We start from the raw sequence: 22,733 nt of genomic DNA on the forward strand, positions 1-22,733 counted from the left end.
AATGGTTTCCACGGGCTTTCCTAAGTCCGGGACCTTTTGTCGGTTAAAAAATGCAAAACAAAAAACCCTGGTAAACCAGTTTACGGTTTACCGGGGCAAAAGTAAATATTTTTTTTGATTACCAAGAAGCTTTTTTTACTCCGGGGATTTTTCCGTCTAATGCCATCTCACGGAAAGTTACACGAGAGATACCAAATTGACGCATATATCCTTTAGGACGTCCGGTTAGTTTACAACGGTTGTGTAAACGTACCGGAGAAGCATTCTTTGGTAATTTATCTAATGCTTCGTAATCTCCGGCTGCTTTAAGGGCAGCACGTTTATCAGCATATTTTGCTACCAATTTTGCACGTTTTACTTCGCGTGCTTTTAATCCTTCTTTAGCCATTGTTGTTCGTATTTTGATTTTTGAATGGTAAACCGAATTGTTTAAGCAATTCAAGAGCTTCAACATCAGTATTTGCACTAGTCACAAATGTGATATCCATACCTTGGATTTTATTGATTTTATCAATATTGATCTCAGGGAAGATGATTTGTTCAGTGATACCTAAGTTGTAGTTACCTCTACCGTCGAAACCTTTATCATTGATACCACGGAAGTCACGGATACGAGGAAGAGATACAGCGATCAAACGATCTAAGAACTCAAACATGTTGTTGTCACGTAAAGTAACACGTGCGCCGATAGGCATACCTTTACGTAATTTGAAGTTTGAGATATCTTTCTTCGATTTAGTTGCAACTGCCTGTTGACCTGAAATAAGGGTTAACTCAGCGATAGCATTATCAATTAACTTTTTGTCAGCAGTAGCGCCACCGATACCTTGTGAGATAACGATTTTTTCAAGTTTAGGAACTTGCATAACGCTTTTATACTGAAATTTTTCTTTAAGTGCAGTACGGATCTCATCCGCATATTTCACTTTTAATCTTGGTACGTAAGTCATTATTTAATTTCCTCCCCTGATTTTTTTGCTACACGAACAATTTTTCCATCTTCATTAACCTTACGGCCTACACGTGTAGGTGCTCCGGTTTTAGGATCGATCAACGCTAAGTTAGAGATATGAATACCTGCTTCTTTCTCGATGATACCACCATTAGGATTAGCCGCACTTGGTTTAGTGTGTTTTTTAACGATGTTAGCGCCTTCTACTACAGCTCTGTTAGCATCCACCAAAATTTGTAATACTTTTCCTTGAACACCTTTAGAGTTACCAGCGATAACTTTCACTAAATCACCTTTTTTAATCTTGATTTTGTGAGTTGTTTTTGTTTTCTGTGCCATAATTATAAAACCTCCGGTGCTAGTGATACAATTTTCATGAACTGCTTCTCACGCAATTCTCTGGCAACCGGGCCAAAGATACGTGTTCCACGTGGCTCATCATTATTATTTAACAATACTGCAGCGTTGTCATCAAAACGAATGTAAGAACCATCTTTACGACGAATTTCTTTTTTCGTTCTAACTACTACAGCTTTAGAAACTGAACCTTTTTTCACGTTTCCTGAAGGTAAAGCGCTTTTCACGGTAACAACAATTTTATCACCGATAGATGCATAACGCTTACGCGTACCGCCCAATACACGAATTACTAAAACTTCTTTAGCACCGCTATTGTCAGCTACATTTAGTCTTGATTCCTGTTGTACCATTATTTAGCCCTTTCTAAAATTTCTACTAATCTCCAATTCTTAGTTTTGCTCAATGGACGTGTTTCCATGATTAATACCGTATCGCCGATACCGCAGGTATTTTCTTCGTCATGAGCCTTAAATTTAGTAGTTTTTTTAACGAACTTACCATAGATAGGGTGTTTCACTTTACGTTCTACAGCCACTACGATAGACTTGTCCATCTTATTGCTAACTACTAAGCCGATTCTTGTTTTTCTTAATTTTCTTTCCATTTCGACTTAAATTTTATGCCTCAGAGGCTGTTTCTTTTTTAGCGGCAGCTTTACGAGCACTCAACTCGGTATTAAGACGAGCGATTGTTCTGCGGGCTGCTTTGATTACGTTAGGGTTCTCAATTGCAGAAACAGCATGTGCAAATTTCAATTTGCTAAGGGCAGCTTTTTCTTCTGAAAGACGAGCTGCTAATTCCTCTGTTGATAATTCTAAAATTTCTGAATTTTTCATTTTGTTTCAGTTGTTATGCTGGGTTATCAATTCTGTTTATATGATGCCTTACGGGTAACGGCCGTAAGGCTAAACTATTGACATTACCAACTATTTTTATGCTTCAACGTAATCTCTACGTATCACAAACTTAGTTTGAACCGGAAGTTTTTGAGCTGCAAGGCGTAAAGCTTCTTTGGCAACTTCCAAAGGCACACCTTCTGCTTCAAATAACATACGGCCTGGGCGTACTACTGCTACCCAGTATTCTGGAGCACCTTTACCTTTACCCATACGTACTTCTGCAGGTTTTTTGGTAACAGGTTTGTCAGGAAAAATGCGGATCCAAACTTGACCTTCACGTTTCATGTAACGTGTTACGGCAATACGCGCTGCCTCAATCTGGCGGCTGGTGATCCATGCTGGCTCCAGTGATTTGATACCGAATGACCCGAAAGCTAACTCCGCTCCACGTGAAGCGTTACCTTTCATACGGCCTTTCTGCATCTTTCTGAACTTCGTTCTTTTTGGCTGTAACATGTTCGTATTTTATTTAATCCGCCAAATGGCGGACATTTGTTGTAATCTATTAAACTTAATTAACCTCTATTTGCACCACCACGGTTGTTGTTTCCGCCACGGCTGTTGTTTCCACCACGGTTGTTTCCACCACGACCACCTTTACGGTTGTTGTTATCACGGTCGCGACGTTCACCACCTTCGTTTCCACCACGTGTTTTTACGTTAGATGTCTGACCGATGTTAGGAGACAAGTCACGTTTACCGTATACTTCACCTTTACAGATCCACACCTTAACACCGATTTTACCGTAAGTAGTCAATGCTTCTGCTAATGCATAATCGATATCTGCACGCAATGTGTGAAGAGGAGTTCTTCCTTCTTTGTACTGCTCAGTACGTGCCATTTCAGCACCACCAAGACGACCAGAACACATTACTTTGATACCTTCAGCACCCATACGCATTGTAGATGCGATAGCTGTTTTCATTGCACGACGGAATGAAATACGTGCTTCTAATTGCTTAGCTACACCTTCAGCTACTAATTTAGCATCTAACTCAGGACGTTTGATCTCGAAAATGTTGATTTGAACATCCTTTTTAGTCAGTTTCTTCAACTCTTCTTTGATCTTGTCAACTTCCTGACCGCCTTTACCGATAACGATACCCGGGCGTGCTGTATGTACAGTTACAGTGATGCGTTTTAAAGTTCTTTCAATAACAACTTTTGCTACTCCACCTTTTGCGATACGAACAGAAAGATATTTTCTGATTTTTTCGTCCTCAACCAATTTATCGGAATAGTTGTTGCCTCCGAACCAATTAGAATCCCATCCTTTGATGATTCCTAATCTGCTACCTATTGGATTTGCTTTTTGTCCCATTCTTCTAAATATTAGTTGTTTACGTTATTTAAACTATCTACTACCAAAGTTACATGGTTAGAGCGTTTACGAATTCTGTAACCACGGCCTTGAGGTGCAGGTCTCAATCTTTTCAATTGGCGACCTCCGCCTACAGACACTTCTTTTACAAATAGAGCGCTATCTTCTACTGACTGGCCTTCATTGTGAGCCTCCCAGTTTTTGATTGCCGATAGTAATAATTTTTCTACACGGCTTGCAGCTTCTTTGCTAGAGTGCTTAAGAATATATAAAGCGTTTTCTACTTTTTCGCCACGGATTAAGTCCACTACTAAACGCATTTTGCGCGGAGAAGTAGGGCAGTTTAATAATTTGGCAGTAGAAGCTCCTCCTATTTGAGCTTTTTCCTGCTCTTTGCGCTGCTTAATTAAAACAGACTTTTTAAGTTTTCTTGTTGCTTCCATTACCTATTATTTTTTCTTTTCTGCGTGACCTCTGAATGTACGCGTAGGCGCGAATTCACCAAGTTTGTGACCAACCATATTCTCTGTTACATAAACAGGGATAAATTTATTCCCGTTGTGCACTGCGAAGGTATGGCCAACAAAATCAGGTGAAATCATTGATCTACGAGACCATGTTTTGATAACTGACTTTTTGTTAGTTTCATTCATAGAAAGAACTTTTCTTTCTAAGTTGTGATCGATATAAGGACCTTTTTTAATTGAACGAGCCATTATTTTTTCCTTCTCTCAATGATGTAACGATTCGATGTTTTCTTCTTGTAGCGTGTTTTGAAGCCTTTAGCTAATACGCCATTACGTGAACGAGGGTGACCTCCTGAAGTACGGCCCTCACCACCACCCATAGGGTGATCTACCGGGTTCATAGCCACACCACGAACGCGAGGACGACGACCTAACCAACGTTTTCTACCTGCTTTACCCAATACCTGGTTAAATTTCTCCTGGTTCGATACTGAACCAATGGTAGCAACACATGTCAATAAGATCATACGTGTCTCACCCGAAGGTAATTTGATGATAGCATATTTACCATCACGAGCTGACAACTGAGCGTATGTACCAGCACTACGAGCGATTGAACCACCTTGACCAGGATTCAATTCGATGTTGTGGATGATAGAACCCAAAGGAATCTTTGCTAATGGTAAAGTGTTACCAATTTCTGGGGCTACTGATTCACCTGCAACCACTGTCTGACCAACTGTTAATCCAGCCGGAGCAATGATGTAACGTTTTTCACCGTCTGCATAATGTAATAATGCAATACGTGCAGTACGATTTGGATCGTACTCGATTGTAGCTACTGTTGCCGGGATATCTTTTTTATCGCGTTTGAAATCTATTAATCGGTATGCTTTTTTATGTCCCCCACCGAGATAACGCATAGTCATTTTACCGGAGTTATTACGACCGCCTGATTTCTTGATTTTTACTACTAACGATTTTTCAGGAACGTTTGTAGTTACATCAGAATAATCTGCGCCTACTCTGAAGCGCGTACCTGGGGTAACCGGTTTGAATCTTTTAACTGCCATTTCTAATTATATAGTACTGTAAAAGTCAATAGTTTCACCATCTTTAACTGTAATGATGGCCTTTTTATACTTAGGGCTTCTGCCTGAAACAAAACCTGCTTTTGTGTAACGGCTTTTTGCTTTTCCAGCAACTACTGCAGTGTTAACCGCAACAACTGTTACGCCGAACATAGCTTCTACAGCCGTTTTGATTTGGATTTTGTTTGCTCTGTGATCCACTTTGAAAGCGTAACGGTTTAATTTTTCCGTTAAGATTGAAGCTTTCTCAGTTAAGATAGGTTTTTTGATAATTTCCATATTACTTAGCGAATGCCTCCTCCAAAGTTTTAACAGAATCTGTTGTCAATAACAATTTAGTAGCATTCAATACATCATATGTATTCAACTGATCAGCCGATACTACTTTTGCTTTTTTCAAGTTTCTGCTTGATAAATAAACATTATTGTCATATGCTGGCAATACCAACAAAGTTTTTTCGTCTGCAACATTTAATGCTGCTACCAAACTAACGTAGTTTTTTGTTTTGATAGTGTCAAAACTAACTGCGTCCAAAACAACGATATTGTTCTCTTGTGCCTTGTAGCTTAATGCAGATTTACGTGCTAATTGTTTCAATTTTTTGTTCAATTTGAAACTATAGTCACGAGGTTGAGGACCGAATACACGACCACCACCATTAAACAATGGAGATTTGATGCTACCCGCACGGGCACCACCTGTACCTTTTTGTTTGTGTAATTTACGAGTAGAACCCGCGATTTCGTTACGTTGTTTAGATTTGTGGGTACCTTGACGTTGATTAGCCAAATACTGTTTAACATCTAAATAAATCGCATGATCGTTAGGCTCTAACCCAAATACCGACTCAGGAAGTTGCACCTTGGCACCTGTTTCTTTACCTGATAAATTTAAAACTTTAACTTCCATCTTCCTATTTGTCTACGATTACATAAGAACCTTTAGCTCCTGGAATGGAACCACTAACAACGATTAGGTTTTGCTCAGCATAAACTTTCAACACTTGTAAGTTTTGAACTTTTACACGATCACCACCTGTACGACCAGCCATGCGCATACCTTTGAATACGCGTGAAGGCCAAGATGAAGCACCTAATGAACCTGGAGCACGTAGTCTGTTGTGCTGACCGTGAGTCGCACCTCCTACACCACCAAATCCGTGACGCTTCATAACACCTTGGAAACCTTTACCTTTTGAAGTACCGACTACATCTACGTACTCGCCTTCTTCAAAAATAGTAACGTCAACTACATCACCAAGTTGTTTTTCGTCTGGGAAAGTTTTAAATTCTACCAACTTACGCTTAGGCGTTGTGTTTGCTTTTGCAAAATGCCCTTTTAAAGATGCTGTCGTGTTCTTTTCTTTAGCTTCGCCGAAGCCTAATTGAACAGCGGAATAGCCATCTTTGTCTTCCGTACGTATCTGCGTAACCACGCACGGTCCAGCCTCAATTACTGTACAAGGAATATTCTTTCCTTCTTCATTGTACAGGCTGGTCATTCCTACTTTTTTACCAATAATTCCTGACATGTTATAAATTAATTAATTAAAGTCCTTCGAAGCAGTAGGGCTTCGCTCAAGACATACTATCCCCATTAAAGGGATTGCAAAAGTACAAACATTTCTTTAACTATCAAATAATTAGTGAATTATTTTTTTCATTTCCTTTTTCCCATACGCCCGGCAAAAAAAATAGCGGAAACTTTGCCTCCAAAATTTCCGCTATAATATTCAAAGAGAAATAACTGTTATTCCTTAATAACAGGATCACCTTTTAGCAGACGCTGATATCTCACTAATGCTTCTACATAATAATAGTCAGCATAAGTCAGCGGTACATCCACTTCTGAATTAAGCGGGATAGCGCCTACACTGTGCTGTAGTATATAACCTCCGGTTTCGCCATAGGCTGACTTGTAAGGAGCTGAGGAGAGATTTTCCAGGATTTTCTCTGCCTTTTCCATGTATCCCGCAGATTCTTTGCCCTTTGTGTACTGCGCAAGCTCTAACAATGCTGAAGTATACAGCGCCGCAGCGGACACATCGCGCAGATCTTTATTCTTATACATCTTGCTGTCTGCAGGGATCTTATCCTTATCAAAGTCCCAGTAAGGGATCAGATCCGCCGGAAGATTTGGATTTGTCAATATATATTTGGCCACATTCCGTGCCTGATTGAGGTACTTTTTATCTTTTGTTTCACGGTACATCATGGTATAGCCGTACAGTGCCCAGCCCTGCCCCCTTGACCATGCCGATTCATCAAAGGCACCCTGATGGGTTTTCTTAGCGATCACCTTTCCGGTTTCCTTATCATAATCAATCACATGATAAGAGCTGTAATCTTTTCTAAAGTGATTTTTCAGTGTTGTATTGGCATGTGTCACGGCGATATTATAATAGCGGGGATCTCCAGTGATTCTGGAAGCCTGAGTCAAGAATTCCAGATTCATCATATTATCAATGATCACAGGATAATGCCAGGGTTTGTGATCCCATGAGCGGATAGTCTTAGTCGTCGGATTATACCGCGAAGAAAGCGAATTCGCTCCGGTAACCAGCACCTCTTTATAATCGCTGGAATCACCGGTAAGACGTAATGCATTTCCAAAACTGCAATACAACATAAATCCCAGATCATGTGTACCCTTATTATTTTTCTCCTTTTCAAGAAATTTCAGCTTCTCCTCAGCGTAATTTAACAAAGACTTATCTCCGGTTCCTTCATATAAATAAAGCAACGTACCCGGATAGAAACCGGAGCACCACCAGCTTGATCCCGAAAACACTTCTTTCCCGTTTTCAAAGGTCTTTGGAAATTTATCTTCCGGGGTCTGGTTTGCTAACACTTTAATCTGCTTAGCTGCATCCTTTAGGTTCTGCTCGATAAATGAAGAGCTCAACCGTAGAGCAGATTTCTTCTGACCAAAAGAAGGAGATATTACAGTAAGGGAGAGAAAAACTAAAGCAAGAGCTTGTGACTTAACATTCATGTCTAAAAAATTCAGTTTAAAATTTATGTATCAATGTTAACAAACAGATGTTGATAACAGGTTTATTTTGATTTTTCCTGATAAATATATCTGATATTTTATGAACTGCCCATAGATTATTACGAAATCGTTATCGTGAAATAATGCCGGTCGTAAGAGATGAGCAGGGTACCCTGACACAGATTTACTATTAATTTGTAATCAATTGTATCTCTGCCTTTGCGTCCATTTCAAATTCGTAAACAGCATCAAATTCTTTAATCAGTTTCACCTTACCTTTTTTCTTCCAGCTTATTTTGCCCGACAGATTAGGTCTGACCTTTATTCTTCCTCCCCTTTCACTACGGATAGTGATCTGTTTATTAATTCCATGTTCCCTCACTGCAGATAAGAGAAATGCGCCATCGGTTCGGAAATTTTCGAATGACATATCTTGCCAGTCATTTGGTATTGCCGGAAATACTCTTACCTGCCCGTCCCAGTATTGGAGGCACATTTCCTGTATGCTGGTCATGGCAGACAGAGGGGTTTCGATAACGGGTCCTGTTTCTGCGTACAATGTATTGGGCTTAACGTATTTTTTCAACAATGTTTTTATCGCTTTTCTTGCTGCGTCCCCATCTTCCATCATTGCTTTCATAGAAGCTAATCCGGTATAGGAGTATCCCTGCAATGCCGTATTCATACTTTGCCAGTGATCAATGGAATTTTGGATAAGAGCTCTGTTTTCCTGTTGATCCCAATTGACCTCATAAAACGGATAGATCATCATCAAATGCGAATAGTGTCTGTGCGAAGTCGCATAAGGTATATCTCTGGCAATCATAAATCCGTGTTGATCCTTTTGAAAATCAATTAAATTGGAATACACGTCTTTCCATTTTGCAAGCAGCGGATCTTGCATATGCAGATCATTATCCATAGAAATCAGCGCATTCAGTCCCCACCTCAAAATAGCCAGATCATAATTGGTATCATACCCATACCCGTTAGGATATTCCGGAGAATAGGTTTTCACGCCAATGTGATATTTCCCGTCTTCATTTTTCTCTAGAAGGTGCAAATAATAATTGACAGAACGCTTAAGAATCGGAAACAAGGCATTTCCTGTTTTCGGATCCATACTGTACCTGTAATGCTGGTAATAATAATATAACATCCAGGTCAGGTTCCCAAGCTCGGCATGTGCTATTTCAGAAAGATCCCTTTTGTCATCTAATGTTAACGGAACGGGGCTTAACATATCGGGTGAGGATAATCTTCCGATCGCTGCTGCATCACCTCTGTATGGCGCAGGCACATTCTTAGACAGATTCGCCACATTTTTATTGATCATATTCAGTAAGGATTGTGAAATATCCAGATGATTGGCTGTATAGACGGGCGAATAGGTCAATTGAATATTAAGATTGTGCCAATATGCCGGCCAGGGAGTAAGAGTTGTCCATGGCCCCTGCAGATCAATCGCAGGTTTGTCACTGCGGGTAGCGCAAGCCAATTTATACAACTGCATCTGGTAGAATTGCTGCATCTCTGCATCCGGAATCTGTAAGCGGGATTGTGCAAAATAGTTTTCCCACCATTGCTGATGGATTTGTATCGCCTTTTGATTTTTAAGATCCCACCCTTCAACAAGTTGTATTGCTTCTTTCACATATGTGTCCGAAGATTGACTATATCCGATGCTTGCAACGATATATTTACCATTTTCTACCTGATGTGTTTTATAAACAACAGCATAACCACCTCCAGCTTTCAACGGTTGGTTGTAGATTGTTAAATCTCCCTGTATCGTTTCCTTTGCCTCGGGATTAAGATCGTATTCTTCTGCCGTACCTTTTTTGTAAAAGGTACGCGGACTGATAGCCGGTTCTCCTTTCCATGAAAGCTTGTAGTAACCTGTAAAGTCTTTATCATCCACTTCGATCAGGATAATATTATGCTGAGACAGTGTCATCGATTTAATCCGCAGATTTCCCTTACTGGTGGTTATTCCGGCTGTTGCATTGGCTTCTGTAAGATTCATCTCTCCCTGACTCCCTGTGATATGGGCATCTTGCAGCAGCAATTCCAGATGACCAACAGGTAGACGGGCCTTATGAACCAGTATATTTTCTTTATCCTTGCGATGATCATACACATCCGTTCGCCCCAGATCGATCCGTACTACACTATCCTTTAAAAGATATGTCATCGTTCCGAGCAATCCGTTTCCGGTAAAAACTCCTTCATAAATTGTCTGTCCCAGTTTTGCAAGCTGAACCTTTGGCTGGTATACAGAAGTTTGCTGCGCTTCAGCATTATGAATCAAACCAACAATCAAGAATAGTAAACTATATAGATTTCTCATAAAATGGTTTATTTGGATAGGCTTATTTATATAACTAAGTTACAAAGCAGATCATGCAGATTAGCTTTGTAACTTAGAAAATACGATATACGTGTTATTCTTTTATGACCGGCATACCTTTTAATAGCCTGTCGTAACGGATCAATGCTTCTACGTAATAATAATCGGCATAAGTCAAAGGCACATCAATCTCTGTATTATGCGGAATCGACCCCACACTGTGCTTCAAAATATATCCGCCATTATCCTTATAAGCCGCTTTATATGCTGCGCCTGAAAGGCTTTGAATCATTTTCTCAGATTGTGTAATATAATTCTGACTTTCTTTTGCTTTTGTGTATGTACTCAGTTCCAACAGAGCTGAAGCAACTATTGCAGCTGTGGATACGTCTCTCAGATCCTTATATGGGATGTATTTACTATCTGCAGGCAATTTATTCTGATCAAAATCCCAGTAGGGTACCAGATCTGCCGGAAGGTTGGGGTGATTAAGATAAAATTTTGCAATATGACGTGCCTGATTTAAATAGCTCCTATTCTTTGTTTCCCGATACATCATGGTATATCCGTATAATGCCCAGGCCTGTCCTCTTGCCCATGCGGATTCATCAAAAGCTCCCTGAGCTGTTTTCCTGGCAATGACCTTACCGCTTTCCTTATTATAATCTACGACATGATATGAGCTGTAATCTTTTCTGAAATGGTTTTTCAATGTGGTATTTGCGTGGGTCTCTGCTATAGTTAAATATTTAGGATTACCCGTTATTTTTGAAACCTGAGACAAAAACTCCAGATTCATCATATTATCAATGATGACAGGATATGACCACTGCTTACCATCCCAGGAACGGATTGTCTTCGTAACGGGATTAAAACGACTTGCCAGAGACTCCGCTCCGGTGGATAGTATCTCTTTATATTTCGTGGAATCGCCTGTAAGTCGCAGCGCATTACCAAAGCTACAGAACAACATAAAACCAAGATCATGTGTGGTTTTGTTATTCTTTTCTTTCTCCAGATACTTGAGTTTGGACAAACCTATATCTAATAAGCCTTTGTCCTGCGTACCTTCATAGAGATAGAGCGCTGTGCCGGGGTAGAATCCGGAACACCACCAGCCGGAACCCCAATTGACGTATTTACCGTCTTTGTATGTTGTAGGAATATCCGATTCTTTAATATTAGATTCTAAAAATTTGATCTGCTTAGCTGCATCCTGCAGCTGTACGTTAACAAAAGCTTCTGTTAATTGAAGTGTAGGAGCTTTTCGTTGTTGTGCGTTAACTGAAAACGCCAGAGCGAGTGTTACAAATAAAATTAATGGGGATAAGTGCGTTGTTTTTAAATTCATAATATAGAAATACGGTTTTAATATGTAACATGATAGTCCTTAGGGAATGGCTCACCTTTCCAGGCCTTTTGGGAAGTCCACTGCTGTGCCGGGGTTGTCCAGAATTCATGATCGGCAGGTAATCCCAGCGGCAGGAAAGATAAGGAAGCCATATACATACTACCCGCATTAGTATAGTAGTCCGCCAGGTTGCTTTGCCTGTCTCCTACCAGCCCCATCGTTAGCCAGCCTTTTGCAGAGAAAGTTCCTTCAACAAAAACATGCCGTTTAACAGCGGTCAATGAGGCTCTCAACTGACCATAGGTAAGATCTTCAGGTAATTTTTGTTCCAGAATAAGCTGAGCCAGGGGTTGAAATGCAGCATTTCTGTAGGTTGACGAGCGCCCTACCACTACAAAATAACCATCCGGAGAGATCATTCTATCCAGGTGATGTGCATATCGCTGCATTCTTTTATAAGCCCGATCATACAGCGTTTGGTATTTTTTATCTGCTGGTATATTCTCCCGCAGCACGTCTACTAACATAGAATGTATGACATACCCATTGTAATGATCAAAACTAAAGGATGCTCCGTCACTATACCATCCGTCACCGACATACCAATCCTGATCAAATTTATGAATGGCATAGTCGATCTTTTCACGTACACATTCCTCACCGATCTTATATAAAAATGTCTCTGTCATGGCTGCAAACAGCAACCAGTTGCTTTCATTAGGTTTTATACGTCTTAAGCCTTTCAGTTCTTTAATCACATTTGCCTTTGTACCGGCTGGTAAAGGTTCCCATAGTGCTTTAGGTGCACGCATAAAAGACTGAACCAGATATGCAGCATCCACGAGCGGCTGTGAAGATTTGGTGTTCCATGTGAAATAATCCGGAGAATTCGGATCCATTCCGTATTGAATACCTAATAGAGCTTGTTTTTTTCTTTTCTCCCTAAGTTGTCCTTCTGACGAATTATCTGCCGGCAGTGCCAACCAGGGTGCCAGACCGGACATCAGCCGACCAAAAGCCTCCAGATAGCCTACACCCGGATCCCTCGAATCAAAAATGGGACTCACTTCCATAGGCATGTTTTTACGCAACTGTTGCCTGCTGATATTATCCAGTATCGGAGCTGCCATCTTATCCAACAGTGAAATCCAGTATTCCCGGTCATTTGGACCTTTTTGCGCTATGCTCAATGCTGATCTATCCGCTTTTGCCGAAACTGTCGGAATCATTGCTCCTACCCCTATACTTCCAAGCAACTGCAATAATGATCTTCTTTTCATTTTTAGTGTTTACATTAATGGTTTATTGATATCTGCCGATAAACGGACATAAGAAATATCAATATAATCAAGTTTTTCAATAGATAGAGATGTCTGAAACACGGATATTGTAACATCTGTGTTTCAGACATTTATTTATAGTTTTACCAGCCGGTATTCTGTGTCAACGCTGTATTTCGCTGTCTTTCAGTTTCAGGGATCGGCCATACCAGTAACTGATCTCCCAGATACGTATAAGGATTTACTACAGCTCCCCAGGGTTGTTTATTTCCACTCTTGGCCGCAAATACCTGAGTTTTCAATGTTTTCCACCGAAGCTCATCAAAGTAGATTACTCCTTCCGCAAACAATTCTCTGCGTCGCTCATTCTGAATACGAACTCTCAAATCATCTTTTCCGGCAACAGTAGTTGCAGCCGAACTATTCAATAATCCCACACCTGCTCTGGCTCTTACTTCATTTACCTTATCTGCTGCAGTACCAGTCTCCCCTTTCTCATTAAGTGCCTCTGCCCATAAAAGCAATACATCAGCATAACGGATCACAGGGTAATCAATATCTCCTGAGGTACGGTTCGGAATCGGAGGAGCTCCTCCTTCATACACAAACTTTCTGGGTAAATAGTAAAACTGACTCTCAATATCCGTTCGCAGATCAAAGACATTATTCAGCTGTTCAATATGTGGCCAGCGAGACGTGAAAGTCTGATTAGCACTTCCATTCATGCCAACAAATGTAGAATAAGGAAGAATAATATTGGCTGACAGACGAGGATCTCTATTAGCATATGCATTTTTCAGTCTCTCCTCATTTCCGTTATTCAAATACCGTCCAAAATCCAAGCCTTTTGCAACCAGATCATTATACTTTGCAGGCTTGTTATTTGCCGTTGCAACTTGCTGAACATTATTCCGTACGAAGTAAATTTCACGTTTTGCGGGATCCATTGCGTTGTAGCCTGCGATAATATCATCCCAGTTGAATTTACTACCATCCTTGTTCTCGTATAAGTCTACAAAATCCGGACTCACCAGATAACTATCCCAGTTGGAACCGAAGGCTGACCGGGATCCGAAATAAAACTGAGTCGTGGAACCATATCCGTTTACAGCAATATTCTGAATAGAGAAGATCATTTCATCTGACTTCTCATTGGCGGCTGTAAACAATGTTTTGTAATCTGCGAATAACTTATGTCCGGCATCCTTGACTGCCTGAAAATCGGCTATAGCTTTGTCCCAATCCTGCAGATACATATATACTTTACCGCGTAATGCATAAGCAGCAGATTTTGTAATGCGTCCGAAATTGCTGCTTCCTGCGGGGAACTTAACCGGCAGATTAGGTTCATTGATACAATCTGTAAGATCTTTCAGGATAAAAGTCCATACTTCCTGCTCTGTATTCCTTGGCTTTGTAGCTTCATTGTAGCTTATCGGTGTATCATAAATAGGTACCCCACGATATAACTGATTCAGTCTGTAATAATGAAATGCTCTTAAAAACTTCACTTCGGCCAATAGTTTTGCCTTTTTCTCAGCTGCTGACGGAGATATATTTGTTATTCCGTATATCGCATCATTGGCTCTGTGAACTCCTTCATACAACTCTCTCCATACATCTCCGAATATAGCGGTAGACGGGTTGGCAGTAGCATTCAACAGCGGATCAGCATCTCTGGGAATGAGTGTATTTGACAACCTGTCATACTGATACAACTCTCTGTGATTAGTCCCTCCGGTACTGATACCTTGTCGCAGTGCCTGATAAACACCATTTACGCCTAAGTCCGTAAAATTATCTGTAGTCCACATTTTATCTTCCGGGACTTGAGTGTTGGATGTTGCATCCAGCAAATCTTTCTTACAACTTGTAGCAGTACTTAATAATCCAACTGCGATTATTATACTCCATTTATTACGTTTATTAAATAAATGATTTTTCAATATTTCGAATTTCCTTATCGGTTTCATAACATTCATTTTTAAAATCCAAAGTTTAGACCAAAAGCATATTGCTTCATTGTAGGATAATTGGCTCCTGCACCTATCTCAGGGTCAGCTCCCGGGAATTTGGTAAACATTAACAGGTTTTCTCCTGAAAAATAAACTCTCAGATTGCGGATACGCAAGCGCTCGGTAAGTCTATTGTTAAAGGTATATCCGATCTGCAGATTACGAAGCTTGATGTAATCTGCATCGTATAGATAGAAGTCATTTGCGGCATTATTTATCGCTTCGCCATTATATTTCAATCTGGCAAATTTTCCGTTGATATTGGTTCTTGGATCCGAAGGGTTAGCAGGATCATAGAAATAATGATCTTCAGCAATACGCTGTGCAATAGCATTTCCATCTCTGACAATATTATTATTGTATCCCTCATCATTCCAGTAATACTGCAATTTTCCTTCTCCGGCCCATATCATCTGCAGATCAAAGCCTTTATATTCAAAACCAAGGCTTATACCATATACATATTTGGGAATATTAGATGTATTTGTAAAATCCTGATCATTTACATCACCATACACCTTGTCCCCATTCAAATCCGCATAGATAAAGTCACCGTAGTACAACTGTGATTTCCCCAATACATTGACCGGAGCAAATTTGTATCCTGCGGCCTGCATCGCCTGCGCCCATTTGTAATCCTCTTCTGTACGGATCATTCCATCACGGGGACCACCTGTCACATTTACGGATCCATCGGCATGGTAATAGCTTCCGTCTCCATTATATCTTTTTCTCAAGAAATACTCCTGGAAAAGATGGCCTTCCAGATTGCGTTGGTTTGTTCCGACAGCATTAGATACATTGCCGATATTTGATGTATATGTATTTACACCATTCACCTCAGTCCATCCTCTTACTAACTGTCCCTTTAATTTTTCAACAGAACTTTTATTGTAGGCAATATTACCTCCGATATTGTACCGTACTTCTCCGATCTTATCCTTCCACATGACATTCAGTTCTATACCTGAATTTTTCATAGAGGCCGAATTCACGATCGGAGCTCCTGTAGTACCAGTTGTCAGTGGCAATTGTTCAGGAATGAGGATCCCTGAAGTCAGTTTGTTGTAGTAGCTCAATTCTACATATGCTTTATTTTTAAATGTAGAAAACTCCAGACCTACTTCTTTATTTTCGGTCTCTTCCCATCCCAATAATGAGTTTCCGAAGCGACTAAGTTCCAAAGCACCGACTTGTGTACCTCCGAAGGAATATTGTGTATTGCCATAGAAAGCTTTTGCAGGAAAGTAGTTCTCAAGATTAGGATCTGCATTATTCCGGTCATTACCCAGCTTACCCCATGAACCTCTCAGCTTAATATTCTGAAAATATGGCTCAACTCTTGCCATAAAGGGTTCTCTTGAAACATTCCATCCCAAACCAACTGAGGGGAACGTACCGTATTGTCTGTCTTTTCCAAATTTGGAAGAACCGTCACGTCTCAGGTTAAATTCAACAAGATACCGTCCGTCATAATCATAATTAAGTCTTCCGAAAAATGAACGCATACCATACGCATACTCATTTCCTGTAATATCAGACATTTCATTACCCGTACCAATATTTGTAATAGTTGGGTCTATCACCCCCTTTTTAGTAGCAGAAAATGTATAGTACTTGAATTCAAATTCATTATGTCCGATCAATGCTCCGATATTATGTTTATCAATAGCAGTTTGATAGCGTAATACATTATCAATAGTAACGGTATAGTCCTTATTAAAAGATTGTGATAAGGTCAGGTTAGCTGTTGTAGTTCCCGGGAAAACAATAGTATTGGTCGCAAAATTATATTTATCGGAAGGCATACTGTTCGCTGTTTCTTCGCGGAACCGGGTTTGATAATTCAGTTTCGTTTCAAATGTTAAACCTTTCATCAGGTTTACATTTGCAAACAGAGTGGAGTTAAAGTTCGACACTTTATCCATGCCCCGCGGATCATACAGATATTGTAAAAGATTGTTCAACTGTACAGACTCTTCACTCGCTACTGCTCCCCCGAATTTGCCTTCATACATTGGATATACACCCGGTGTAGACTGTCTCAGAAAATTATAAAGTGTAGGTACAGCAGCCTTATCTCTGTTTTCTATAGATGCGAACGTATTCGTTCCCACAGTGATCATATCACCGATCTTCGTACTTATATTTGTTCTCAGTTCATATTTCTTAGCGCCTGTATTCTTCATAATACCCGGATTGTCAAAGAGTCTTCCTGAAATAGCATATGTCGTGGTCTCTGATCCTCCGACAGCAGAAATATTATGACTCTGTATCCAGTTTTGACTGTAAATCCAATCTGTCCAGTCGGTATTAGGATAAGCGATATGATTCGGCAATCCGGAAGGAGCTAATACCCCATTTGGATCAGCATTGGCTTTTCTCCATAGATCTATAGTAGACTGTGCATATTTAGCCGATACGCCCGAGTTAAAAGTTCCCTCGTTCATCAGTTCCATATGTGTTGCATAGTCCGAGACAAATTTCGGGCTTCCCATAGGAGTTGTTCTGGACATGATACCCGAGTAGCTGAGCTGTGTTTTCTGATTTGCCTTACCTTTTTTAGTTGTAATCAGGATTACCCCGTTTGCTGAGCGTGTTCCATATATAGAAGCAGATGAAGCATCTTTCAATATAGAGATACTTTCAATATCATTTGGATTTACAGCATCCATCGTCCCGACTATACCGTCAATAACGACAAGTGCGCTGGAGTTATTCATTGTCCCTACCCCTCTGATCCGGATATTAGCACCATCACTCCCCGGACGTCCGGTACTTTGCTTCACTTGCACACCTGAAGCCAGGCCACTTAAAGCGGTAGATACATTCGTTACAGGTCTGTTTTCGATCTGTTTGGAATCTACCGTACTTACAGAACCTAAGAGCTTAGCTTTAGATTGTGTTCCATATCCCACGACGACAACTTCGTCTATAACAGATTCTGATCCGGATAGTGTTACGTTGATTTCGGTACGTCCGTTAACAGGTTCTTCAACTGCATTTTGCCCTACATACTTATAGATAAGTACATCATTTGTAGTTACCGTGATCTGGTAATTTCCTTCTGCTGTAGTAGAAGTGGCCGTATTTGTACCTTTAACAGATACAGTCACTCCCGCCAGAGCGAGGCCCTGAGTATCTTTTACCGTTCCTTTGACTGTTACTTTTTGCTGCGCAAATGTAATAACAGACATACTGATCAGCCACAATAGGGCGAGCCATTTGTAAATGTGATTCATAATGATTGTTTTATAGTTTATAATTGTCAATAGGTTATAATTATAACCAGGCCTATAGTCCAAAATTAGACTGCAACCTTAGTGCAGAAGGGGTATTTTTTAAAAAATATAGGGGTAGTAATTCATTAAAACGTAGATTTACAGCATAAATCTACAGTAGCACATCGATTCCGTAAAAATCTATGACAACATTTATCTCCACAGAAATGATAAAAAAAGTCTTTGCTCGTATACTTGTTATATGGGGTATTCTCTCAGGGGTTGGTGTTACTTTATGTACTGCTCAGAATCCGATAGAATTCAATCATCTTCATCAGAAAAAGGGATTGTACCGAACACCTATTCTAACCATAGTCCAGGACAGAAACGGATTTATGTGGATAGGAGGCGGTGCTCAGCTATATAAATATGATGCCGTCAAATTTGAATCGTATGTAGGTGCAAATCGTCTTAACGGTAATCCCTACATTACAGCTCTGGCAGTCGATTCGAGTAATAATATTGTTATTGGCACCGGAGCAGGTCTTTTTATTTATAATCAGAATATCGGAAAATTTTATACGCAGAACCAAAAGCTTACCAGCACCAATATCACCACGATCCGGGTATTGCACAATTCGGATATTCTTATCGGAACAGACAAAGGGTTAAACCTGATATCCATCAATCAAAAAGATACCCTCTTCCGTCAATTGCTAAAAGGACAACATATAAAAGCCATTACGGAAGATAAAAAAACTAAAAAAGTAATTATCAGCTCTATAGATGCCGTATATGAATTTGACGACAAGTGGAAAAGTCATATGCTGACACCTGTTGTCCAAAAGATCTACAAAGAGCATAAGGATTATATCACCAGCATACTCATAGACAACGGTCATATATGGTTTGGAACATTTGATTCCGGGGTGATTTTATATCATCAAAAAGATCAATCCTTCAGGGAGTGGAATGAAAAGAATTCTACAATAGCCAGTAACCGGATCCGAAAGCTAATTTATGACAATGACGGACAGCTCCTGATTGGAACGCTTAAAGGACTGACTGCCCTGGATGTACAAAGCCATCAGCTGCAGACCTACAAACATCAGATAGATAATCCTGCCAGCCTGAGTCAGAATTCGATCTATGATATATACCGTGACCAACAACAAATCATTTGGGTCGGGACTTATTATGGCGGGATTAATCTGATCTACCCTTCCAAAAATCCATTCCGTATCTATAAACCAATGGGGATGACCAATTCTATCAGCAGTAATATTATCAGCAGCCTGGCTGAGGATCAGGACGGTTACTGGGTTGGAACGGAAGAAGAGGGATTAAACTTTATAAGTAAGGCCGACGGATCTATCAAGACAATTAATAAGGAATTATCATCCAACCTTGTTAAGGATGTTTTTCTGGATCATAATGATCGTATCTACATCGGGACTTACAATGGCGGATTCAATATACTGAACAAAAAAACAGGGCACGTTGATATTTTCCTATTGGATGAAAAGAGAAGAACAAACTTTATCAATAATGTATACGCCATATGCAAAGACAGCAAAAACAACCTTTGGATCGGAACTAATGCCGGCTTCTACCTGTATGATGAATCCAGCCGAAAAATCAGTAAGACTTATCCTGAGATTGAAAAGCTTTTTGTCACCAACATTTTAGAAACACCTCAGCAGGACCTGCTGGTAAGCAGCACATCAGGGCTCTATATAAAATGGGCTTCGCAGGATCACTTTACTCTTGTGGACGGAACAAAAGACATTTCCATAAAGAGCATATTTGTAGAAGACAACATAGCATGGTGCGCAAGTAATACAGGTAAAATAATACGATACGATATTTCCAAAAAAAGTATTTCATTTGTTCCTGTCAAAAATGTATCTACGTTCTTAAGTGTAATCAAGGCCGGGGACAACCTGTGGATAACGACACCAAAAGGATTAATCTCCTTTCACCTCAAAACCAGGGAAGAACACCTGCTGACTACTACAGATGGTCTTCCTTCTGATGAGTTCAATGAAAATTCATACCTGAGAAGTAAAGATGGAGAGCTTTTTTTCGGCACATTAAATGGATTGGTAAGATTTGATCCTACCAAAATCGTTTACAACAGAAAGAAACAAAAAGTACTTTTCACAAATCTTCGCCTCTTCAACAATACCGTAAAGATCGGAGATAAAACTCAGCTTCTGGATAGAGAAATCAGTCAACTCAGACGATTGGATTTCAGGTACGACCAAAACGTTTTTTCTCTTGACTTTGCACTCCTTAATTTTGACCGGTCAGATAAGAATCAATTCGCATATAAGATCAAAGAACTGGATCCGGACTGGATTTATACAGATATTCCGACAGCGACATACATGAACCTGAGTCCGGGCAGTTACACGCTTCTGATCAAGGGCGCAAATAATGATGGCATATGGTCCGATGTCAGTTTTATCTATATCACAATTCACCCACCCTTCTGGAAAACCTGGTGGGCTTATATCCTTTACTTTTTAATTCTGGTAGTGATTATATATTTTCTCAACAGATTCCTCATAGAGCGTGCTCTTCTGATAAAGTCAGAAAAAGATCAATATGCTAAGATCAATTTCTTCTCCTATATCTCGCATGAGATACGTACTCCGCTGACACTGATCATCCATCCGCTAAAACAATTACTCAAGAGCTCAGCAGTTACACAGGATGTACAACACAAATTACTAGGCATTGAGAAAAACACCAACCGGCTTCTATCACTGATAAATGAATTATTAGACTTTAGAAAAATAGAAGAGAATACCTTACAACTGAATGTCTATAATTATAGTCTGGAGCCATTTCTGTCAGAAATCAGCAGTGTGTTTACCGAACTTGCACAGGAAAAAGATTTACTCCTTACTACACAGATGGATACGATGGAGACAGATGTATACTTTGACCGGATTCAATTTGAGAAAGTCATTTACAACCTTATTTCCAATGCCATCAAATACAGCAATATTGGAGGAGAAGTTTCCATTGCATTGACGCAGGATCAGAAAGAGGTAGAAATAAATATCAGCAATACCGGACTGCCTATTCCTCAGGACAACCTTGACAAAATATTTGAACAATACTTTCGTACGACCGATAGCCAGATTAACTATGACGGGACAGGGATAGGACTGGCATTGTCTCGACATATTGTACAATTGCATGGCGGACACATACAGGCACATCAGCAACAGGAGGTAAACAGCTATCAGGCAAAAATCATCTTCACGATCAAACTGCAAAAAGGAACAGAGCATTTTCAAAACCAAAATCATGTAAATATCCTTCATAAAGACAAAATCTTTGCAGTAGCTCCTTTTGAAAGTCACAACCGAAACCCTGTGGAAGAGCACAGTAATCTCTCTATATTGATCATAGAAGATAATCCGGAATTGAGCAATTTACTGGTTGATATGTTATCCGGTCTATATCGGGTATATGTTTCTTATAACGGACTGGATGGTGCAGCCAAGGCTGAAGAAGAAATACCTGATCTTATACTAAGTGATGTTATGATGCCCGGATTATCAGGTCTGGACTTGTGCAGCAGGCTCAAGTCAGAACCCAAAACAAGCCATATCCCTATTATCTTGCTCACAGCATTAGGAAGTATCGATAAACAGATCAAAGGTTTAGAACAAGGAGCAGATGCATATATTACCAAACCTTTTGACAGAGATTATGTATTGCTCACCATTCGCAATCTCCTCACTTTGGCAGAAAAGAACCGGAAATCGTTCAGCCTGGACAAGTTTATTGAGAAAAGGTCAAAGAATAAACAGCAGGAAGATGAACTTTTGAGCAAAGCTGTAAAAATCATTATTGACAATCTTCCCAACGAAAATCTTTCTGTAGAATTTCTCTGCAGGGAGCTGGGTATGAGCCAACCTGTACTTCACAAAAAACTGAAAGCGATCACTAACCTCTCGTTGATCAATTTTATCAAATCGGTAAGGATGAATCAGGCAGCAAAGATGTTAAAGACAGGATTATATTCTATCACTGAGGTAGCCTATGAAGTAGGATTCAGCGACAGGAAATATTTCAGCAAAGAGTTTAAAAAACATTTTGGGTCAAATCCTTCGGATTATACAAAAGAGGATGACTCCAATCCATCCTGATACAAAGGGTGGAGACACAAGCACCGCTACGCTCATGCTTGCGCCAGAGCAAGGATAAAGATTAAACTGAACTCTCCAAGGAGAGATCCCGGTTTTCCGGGAGAGAAATTAAAGACTGATATAGCAACCATACACTTCTGCTACTTAGAGCTACTTCGCCACTACACTGTTGATGGAGACACCAACACATGCAGCTAATGCGTTTACCGATGTCCGCACCGGTAAGACTATAGAGGTACAAGCTATTCCCGGATGGATAAA

The 22,733-nt window shown here is 40.1% G+C and carries 21 protein-coding genes; 1 reads left to right on the plus strand and 20 read right to left on the minus strand.

Annotated elements, in window-relative coordinates; genetic code table 11:
* Window positions 1-118: 118 nt before the first annotated feature.
* The 20 genes from rpsN to HMPREF0766_RS11990 form a co-directional block, all read right to left on the minus strand.
* Window positions 119-388: a 30S ribosomal protein S14 gene (gene rpsN, locus HMPREF0766_RS11895; protein WP_002997479.1), complete on the minus strand. Its 270-nt coding sequence runs from the start codon at window positions 386-388 to the stop codon at window positions 119-121.
* A complete protein-coding gene (gene rplE / locus HMPREF0766_RS11900) occupies window positions 381-950 on the minus strand; it encodes a 50S ribosomal protein L5 (protein WP_002997481.1) in 570 nt (189 codons plus the stop codon). The genes rpsN and rplE overlap by 8 nt, the downstream gene beginning before the upstream one ends.
* A complete protein-coding gene (rplX, locus tag HMPREF0766_RS11905; protein WP_002997482.1) occupies window positions 950-1,291 on the minus strand; it encodes a 50S ribosomal protein L24 in 342 nt (113 codons plus the stop codon). The genes rplE and rplX overlap by 1 nt, the downstream gene beginning before the upstream one ends.
* A gap of 2 nt (window positions 1,292-1,293) precedes the next feature.
* The gene (gene rplN / locus HMPREF0766_RS11910; RefSeq protein ID WP_002997484.1) at window positions 1,294-1,662 is read right to left on the minus strand and encodes a 50S ribosomal protein L14; all 369 of its coding nucleotides are present in this window, start codon (window positions 1,660-1,662) and stop codon (window positions 1,294-1,296) included.
* The gene (gene rpsQ, locus HMPREF0766_RS11915) at window positions 1,662-1,916 is read right to left on the minus strand and encodes a 30S ribosomal protein S17 (RefSeq protein ID WP_002997486.1); all 255 of its coding nucleotides are present in this window, start codon (window positions 1,914-1,916) and stop codon (window positions 1,662-1,664) included. The genes rplN and rpsQ overlap by 1 nt, the downstream gene beginning before the upstream one ends.
* Before the next feature lie 13 nt (window positions 1,917-1,929).
* A complete protein-coding gene (gene rpmC, locus HMPREF0766_RS11920; protein WP_002997488.1) occupies window positions 1,930-2,148 on the minus strand; it encodes a 50S ribosomal protein L29 in 219 nt (72 codons plus the stop codon).
* Between the two features lie 96 nt (window positions 2,149-2,244).
* Window positions 2,245-2,667, minus strand: coding sequence for a 50S ribosomal protein L16 (gene rplP, locus HMPREF0766_RS11925; protein WP_002997490.1), 423 nt, complete (start codon window positions 2,665-2,667; stop codon window positions 2,245-2,247).
* Between the two features lie 59 nt (window positions 2,668-2,726).
* Complete coding sequence (gene rpsC, locus HMPREF0766_RS11930) at window positions 2,727-3,533, minus strand: 30S ribosomal protein S3 (RefSeq protein WP_002997492.1); 807 nt, start codon at window positions 3,531-3,533, stop codon at window positions 2,727-2,729.
* 11 nt (window positions 3,534-3,544) lie between these two features.
* Entirely contained in the window at window positions 3,545-3,976 is a 432-nt protein-coding gene (gene rplV, locus HMPREF0766_RS11935; protein WP_002997494.1) for a 50S ribosomal protein L22, read from the minus strand.
* A gap of 6 nt (window positions 3,977-3,982) precedes the next feature.
* Window positions 3,983-4,249, minus strand: coding sequence for a 30S ribosomal protein S19 (rpsS, locus tag HMPREF0766_RS11940; RefSeq protein WP_002997495.1), 267 nt, complete (start codon window positions 4,247-4,249; stop codon window positions 3,983-3,985).
* The gene (gene rplB / locus HMPREF0766_RS11945; protein ID WP_002997497.1) at window positions 4,249-5,073 is read right to left on the minus strand and encodes a 50S ribosomal protein L2; all 825 of its coding nucleotides are present in this window, start codon (window positions 5,071-5,073) and stop codon (window positions 4,249-4,251) included. Before rplB ends, rpsS begins: the two co-directional genes overlap by 1 nt.
* Window positions 5,074-5,079: 6 nt before the next feature.
* Complete coding sequence (gene rplW, locus HMPREF0766_RS11950) at window positions 5,080-5,370, minus strand: 50S ribosomal protein L23 (protein ID WP_002997498.1); 291 nt, start codon at window positions 5,368-5,370, stop codon at window positions 5,080-5,082.
* 1 nt (window position 5,371) lies between these two features.
* On the minus strand, window positions 5,372-6,001 hold the full coding sequence (rplD, locus tag HMPREF0766_RS11955) for a 50S ribosomal protein L4 (protein WP_002997499.1): 630 nt from the start codon (window positions 5,999-6,001) through the stop codon (window positions 5,372-5,374).
* Between the two features lie 4 nt (window positions 6,002-6,005).
* Window positions 6,006-6,623 carry a 50S ribosomal protein L3 gene (rplC, locus tag HMPREF0766_RS11960; protein WP_002997500.1) on the minus strand — a complete coding sequence of 206 codons (618 nt, stop codon included), beginning with the start codon at window positions 6,621-6,623 and terminating at the stop codon, window positions 6,006-6,008.
* Window positions 6,624-6,841: 218 nt separating this feature from the next.
* Complete coding sequence (locus tag HMPREF0766_RS11965) at window positions 6,842-8,086, minus strand: glycoside hydrolase family 88 protein (protein ID WP_002997501.1); 1,245 nt, start codon at window positions 8,084-8,086, stop codon at window positions 6,842-6,844.
* 190 nt (window positions 8,087-8,276) lie between these two features.
* Complete coding sequence (locus HMPREF0766_RS11970; protein WP_002997502.1) at window positions 8,277-10,436, minus strand: glycosyl hydrolase family 95 catalytic domain-containing protein; 2,160 nt, start codon at window positions 10,434-10,436, stop codon at window positions 8,277-8,279.
* 94 nt (window positions 10,437-10,530) lie between these two features.
* Window positions 10,531-11,787 carry a glycoside hydrolase family 88 protein gene (locus tag HMPREF0766_RS11975; RefSeq protein ID WP_002997503.1) on the minus strand — a complete coding sequence of 419 codons (1,257 nt, stop codon included), beginning with the start codon at window positions 11,785-11,787 and terminating at the stop codon, window positions 10,531-10,533.
* A gap of 17 nt (window positions 11,788-11,804) precedes the next feature.
* Window positions 11,805-13,067, minus strand: coding sequence for a DUF2264 domain-containing protein (locus tag HMPREF0766_RS11980; protein ID WP_002997504.1), 1,263 nt, complete (start codon window positions 13,065-13,067; stop codon window positions 11,805-11,807).
* A 143-nt stretch (window positions 13,068-13,210) separates the two neighbouring features.
* Window positions 13,211-15,040, minus strand: coding sequence for a RagB/SusD family nutrient uptake outer membrane protein (locus HMPREF0766_RS11985; protein ID WP_236590646.1), 1,830 nt, complete (start codon window positions 15,038-15,040; stop codon window positions 13,211-13,213).
* An 11-nt stretch (window positions 15,041-15,051) separates the two neighbouring features.
* Window positions 15,052-18,324, minus strand: a complete 3,273-nt coding sequence (locus HMPREF0766_RS11990) for a SusC/RagA family TonB-linked outer membrane protein (protein ID WP_002997507.1) — start codon at window positions 18,322-18,324, stop codon at window positions 15,052-15,054.
* Between the two features lie 182 nt (window positions 18,325-18,506).
* On the opposite strand from HMPREF0766_RS11990, the gene HMPREF0766_RS11995 reads away from it, so the two are divergent.
* Complete coding sequence (locus HMPREF0766_RS11995) at window positions 18,507-22,472, plus strand: hybrid sensor histidine kinase/response regulator transcription factor (protein ID WP_002997508.1); 3,966 nt, start codon at window positions 18,507-18,509, stop codon at window positions 22,470-22,472.
* The last annotated feature ends 261 nt before the right edge of the window (window positions 22,473-22,733 follow it).

This window comes from Sphingobacterium spiritivorum ATCC 33861 (assembly GCF_000143765.1).
Classification (GTDB): Bacteria; Bacteroidota; Bacteroidia; order Sphingobacteriales; family Sphingobacteriaceae; genus Sphingobacterium; species Sphingobacterium spiritivorum.

What these genes read in the sequence shown, in the direction of transcription:
- rpsN (WP_002997479.1), bottom strand. Translation starts at nt 388, where the DNA reads ATGGCTAAAGAAGGATTAAAAGCACGCGAAGTAAAACGTGCAAAATTG.
- rplE (WP_002997481.1), bottom strand. Translation starts at nt 950, where the DNA reads ATGACTTACGTACCAAGATTAAAAGTGAAATATGCGGATGAGATCCGT.
- rplX (WP_002997482.1), bottom strand. Translation starts at nt 1,291, where the DNA reads ATGGCACAGAAAACAAAAACAACTCACAAAATCAAGATTAAAAAAGGT.
- rplN (WP_002997484.1), bottom strand. Translation starts at nt 1,662, where the DNA reads ATGGTACAACAGGAATCAAGACTAAATGTAGCTGACAATAGCGGTGCT.
- rpsQ (WP_002997486.1), bottom strand. Translation starts at nt 1,916, where the DNA reads ATGGAAAGAAAATTAAGAAAAACAAGAATCGGCTTAGTAGTTAGCAAT.
- rpmC (WP_002997488.1), bottom strand. Translation starts at nt 2,148, where the DNA reads ATGAAAAATTCAGAAATTTTAGAATTATCAACAGAGGAATTAGCAGCT.
- rplP (WP_002997490.1), bottom strand. Translation starts at nt 2,667, where the DNA reads ATGTTACAGCCAAAAAGAACGAAGTTCAGAAAGATGCAGAAAGGCCGT.
- rpsC (WP_002997492.1), bottom strand. Translation starts at nt 3,533, where the DNA reads ATGGGACAAAAAGCAAATCCAATAGGTAGCAGATTAGGAATCATCAAA.
- rplV (WP_002997494.1), bottom strand. Translation starts at nt 3,976, where the DNA reads ATGGAAGCAACAAGAAAACTTAAAAAGTCTGTTTTAATTAAGCAGCGC.
- rpsS (WP_002997495.1), bottom strand. Translation starts at nt 4,249, where the DNA reads ATGGCTCGTTCAATTAAAAAAGGTCCTTATATCGATCACAACTTAGAA.
- rplB (WP_002997497.1), bottom strand. Translation starts at nt 5,073, where the DNA reads ATGGCAGTTAAAAGATTCAAACCGGTTACCCCAGGTACGCGCTTCAGA.
- rplW (WP_002997498.1), bottom strand. Translation starts at nt 5,370, where the DNA reads ATGGAAATTATCAAAAAACCTATCTTAACTGAGAAAGCTTCAATCTTA.
- rplD (WP_002997499.1), bottom strand. Translation starts at nt 6,001, where the DNA reads ATGGAAGTTAAAGTTTTAAATTTATCAGGTAAAGAAACAGGTGCCAAG.
- rplC (WP_002997500.1), bottom strand. Translation starts at nt 6,623, where the DNA reads ATGTCAGGAATTATTGGTAAAAAAGTAGGAATGACCAGCCTGTACAAT.
- HMPREF0766_RS11965 (WP_002997501.1), bottom strand. Translation starts at nt 8,086, where the DNA reads ATGAATGTTAAGTCACAAGCTCTTGCTTTAGTTTTTCTCTCCCTTACT.
- HMPREF0766_RS11970 (WP_002997502.1), bottom strand. Translation starts at nt 10,436, where the DNA reads ATGAGAAATCTATATAGTTTACTATTCTTGATTGTTGGTTTGATTCAT.
- HMPREF0766_RS11975 (WP_002997503.1), bottom strand. Translation starts at nt 11,787, where the DNA reads ATGAATTTAAAAACAACGCACTTATCCCCATTAATTTTATTTGTAACA.
- HMPREF0766_RS11980 (WP_002997504.1), bottom strand. Translation starts at nt 13,067, where the DNA reads ATGAAAAGAAGATCATTATTGCAGTTGCTTGGAAGTATAGGGGTAGGA.
- HMPREF0766_RS11985 (WP_236590646.1), bottom strand. Translation starts at nt 15,040, where the DNA reads ATGAAACCGATAAGGAAATTCGAAATATTGAAAAATCATTTATTTAAT.
- HMPREF0766_RS11990 (WP_002997507.1), bottom strand. Translation starts at nt 18,324, where the DNA reads ATGAATCACATTTACAAATGGCTCGCCCTATTGTGGCTGATCAGTATG.
- HMPREF0766_RS11995 (WP_002997508.1), top strand. Translation starts at nt 18,507, where the DNA reads ATGACAACATTTATCTCCACAGAAATGATAAAAAAAGTCTTTGCTCGT.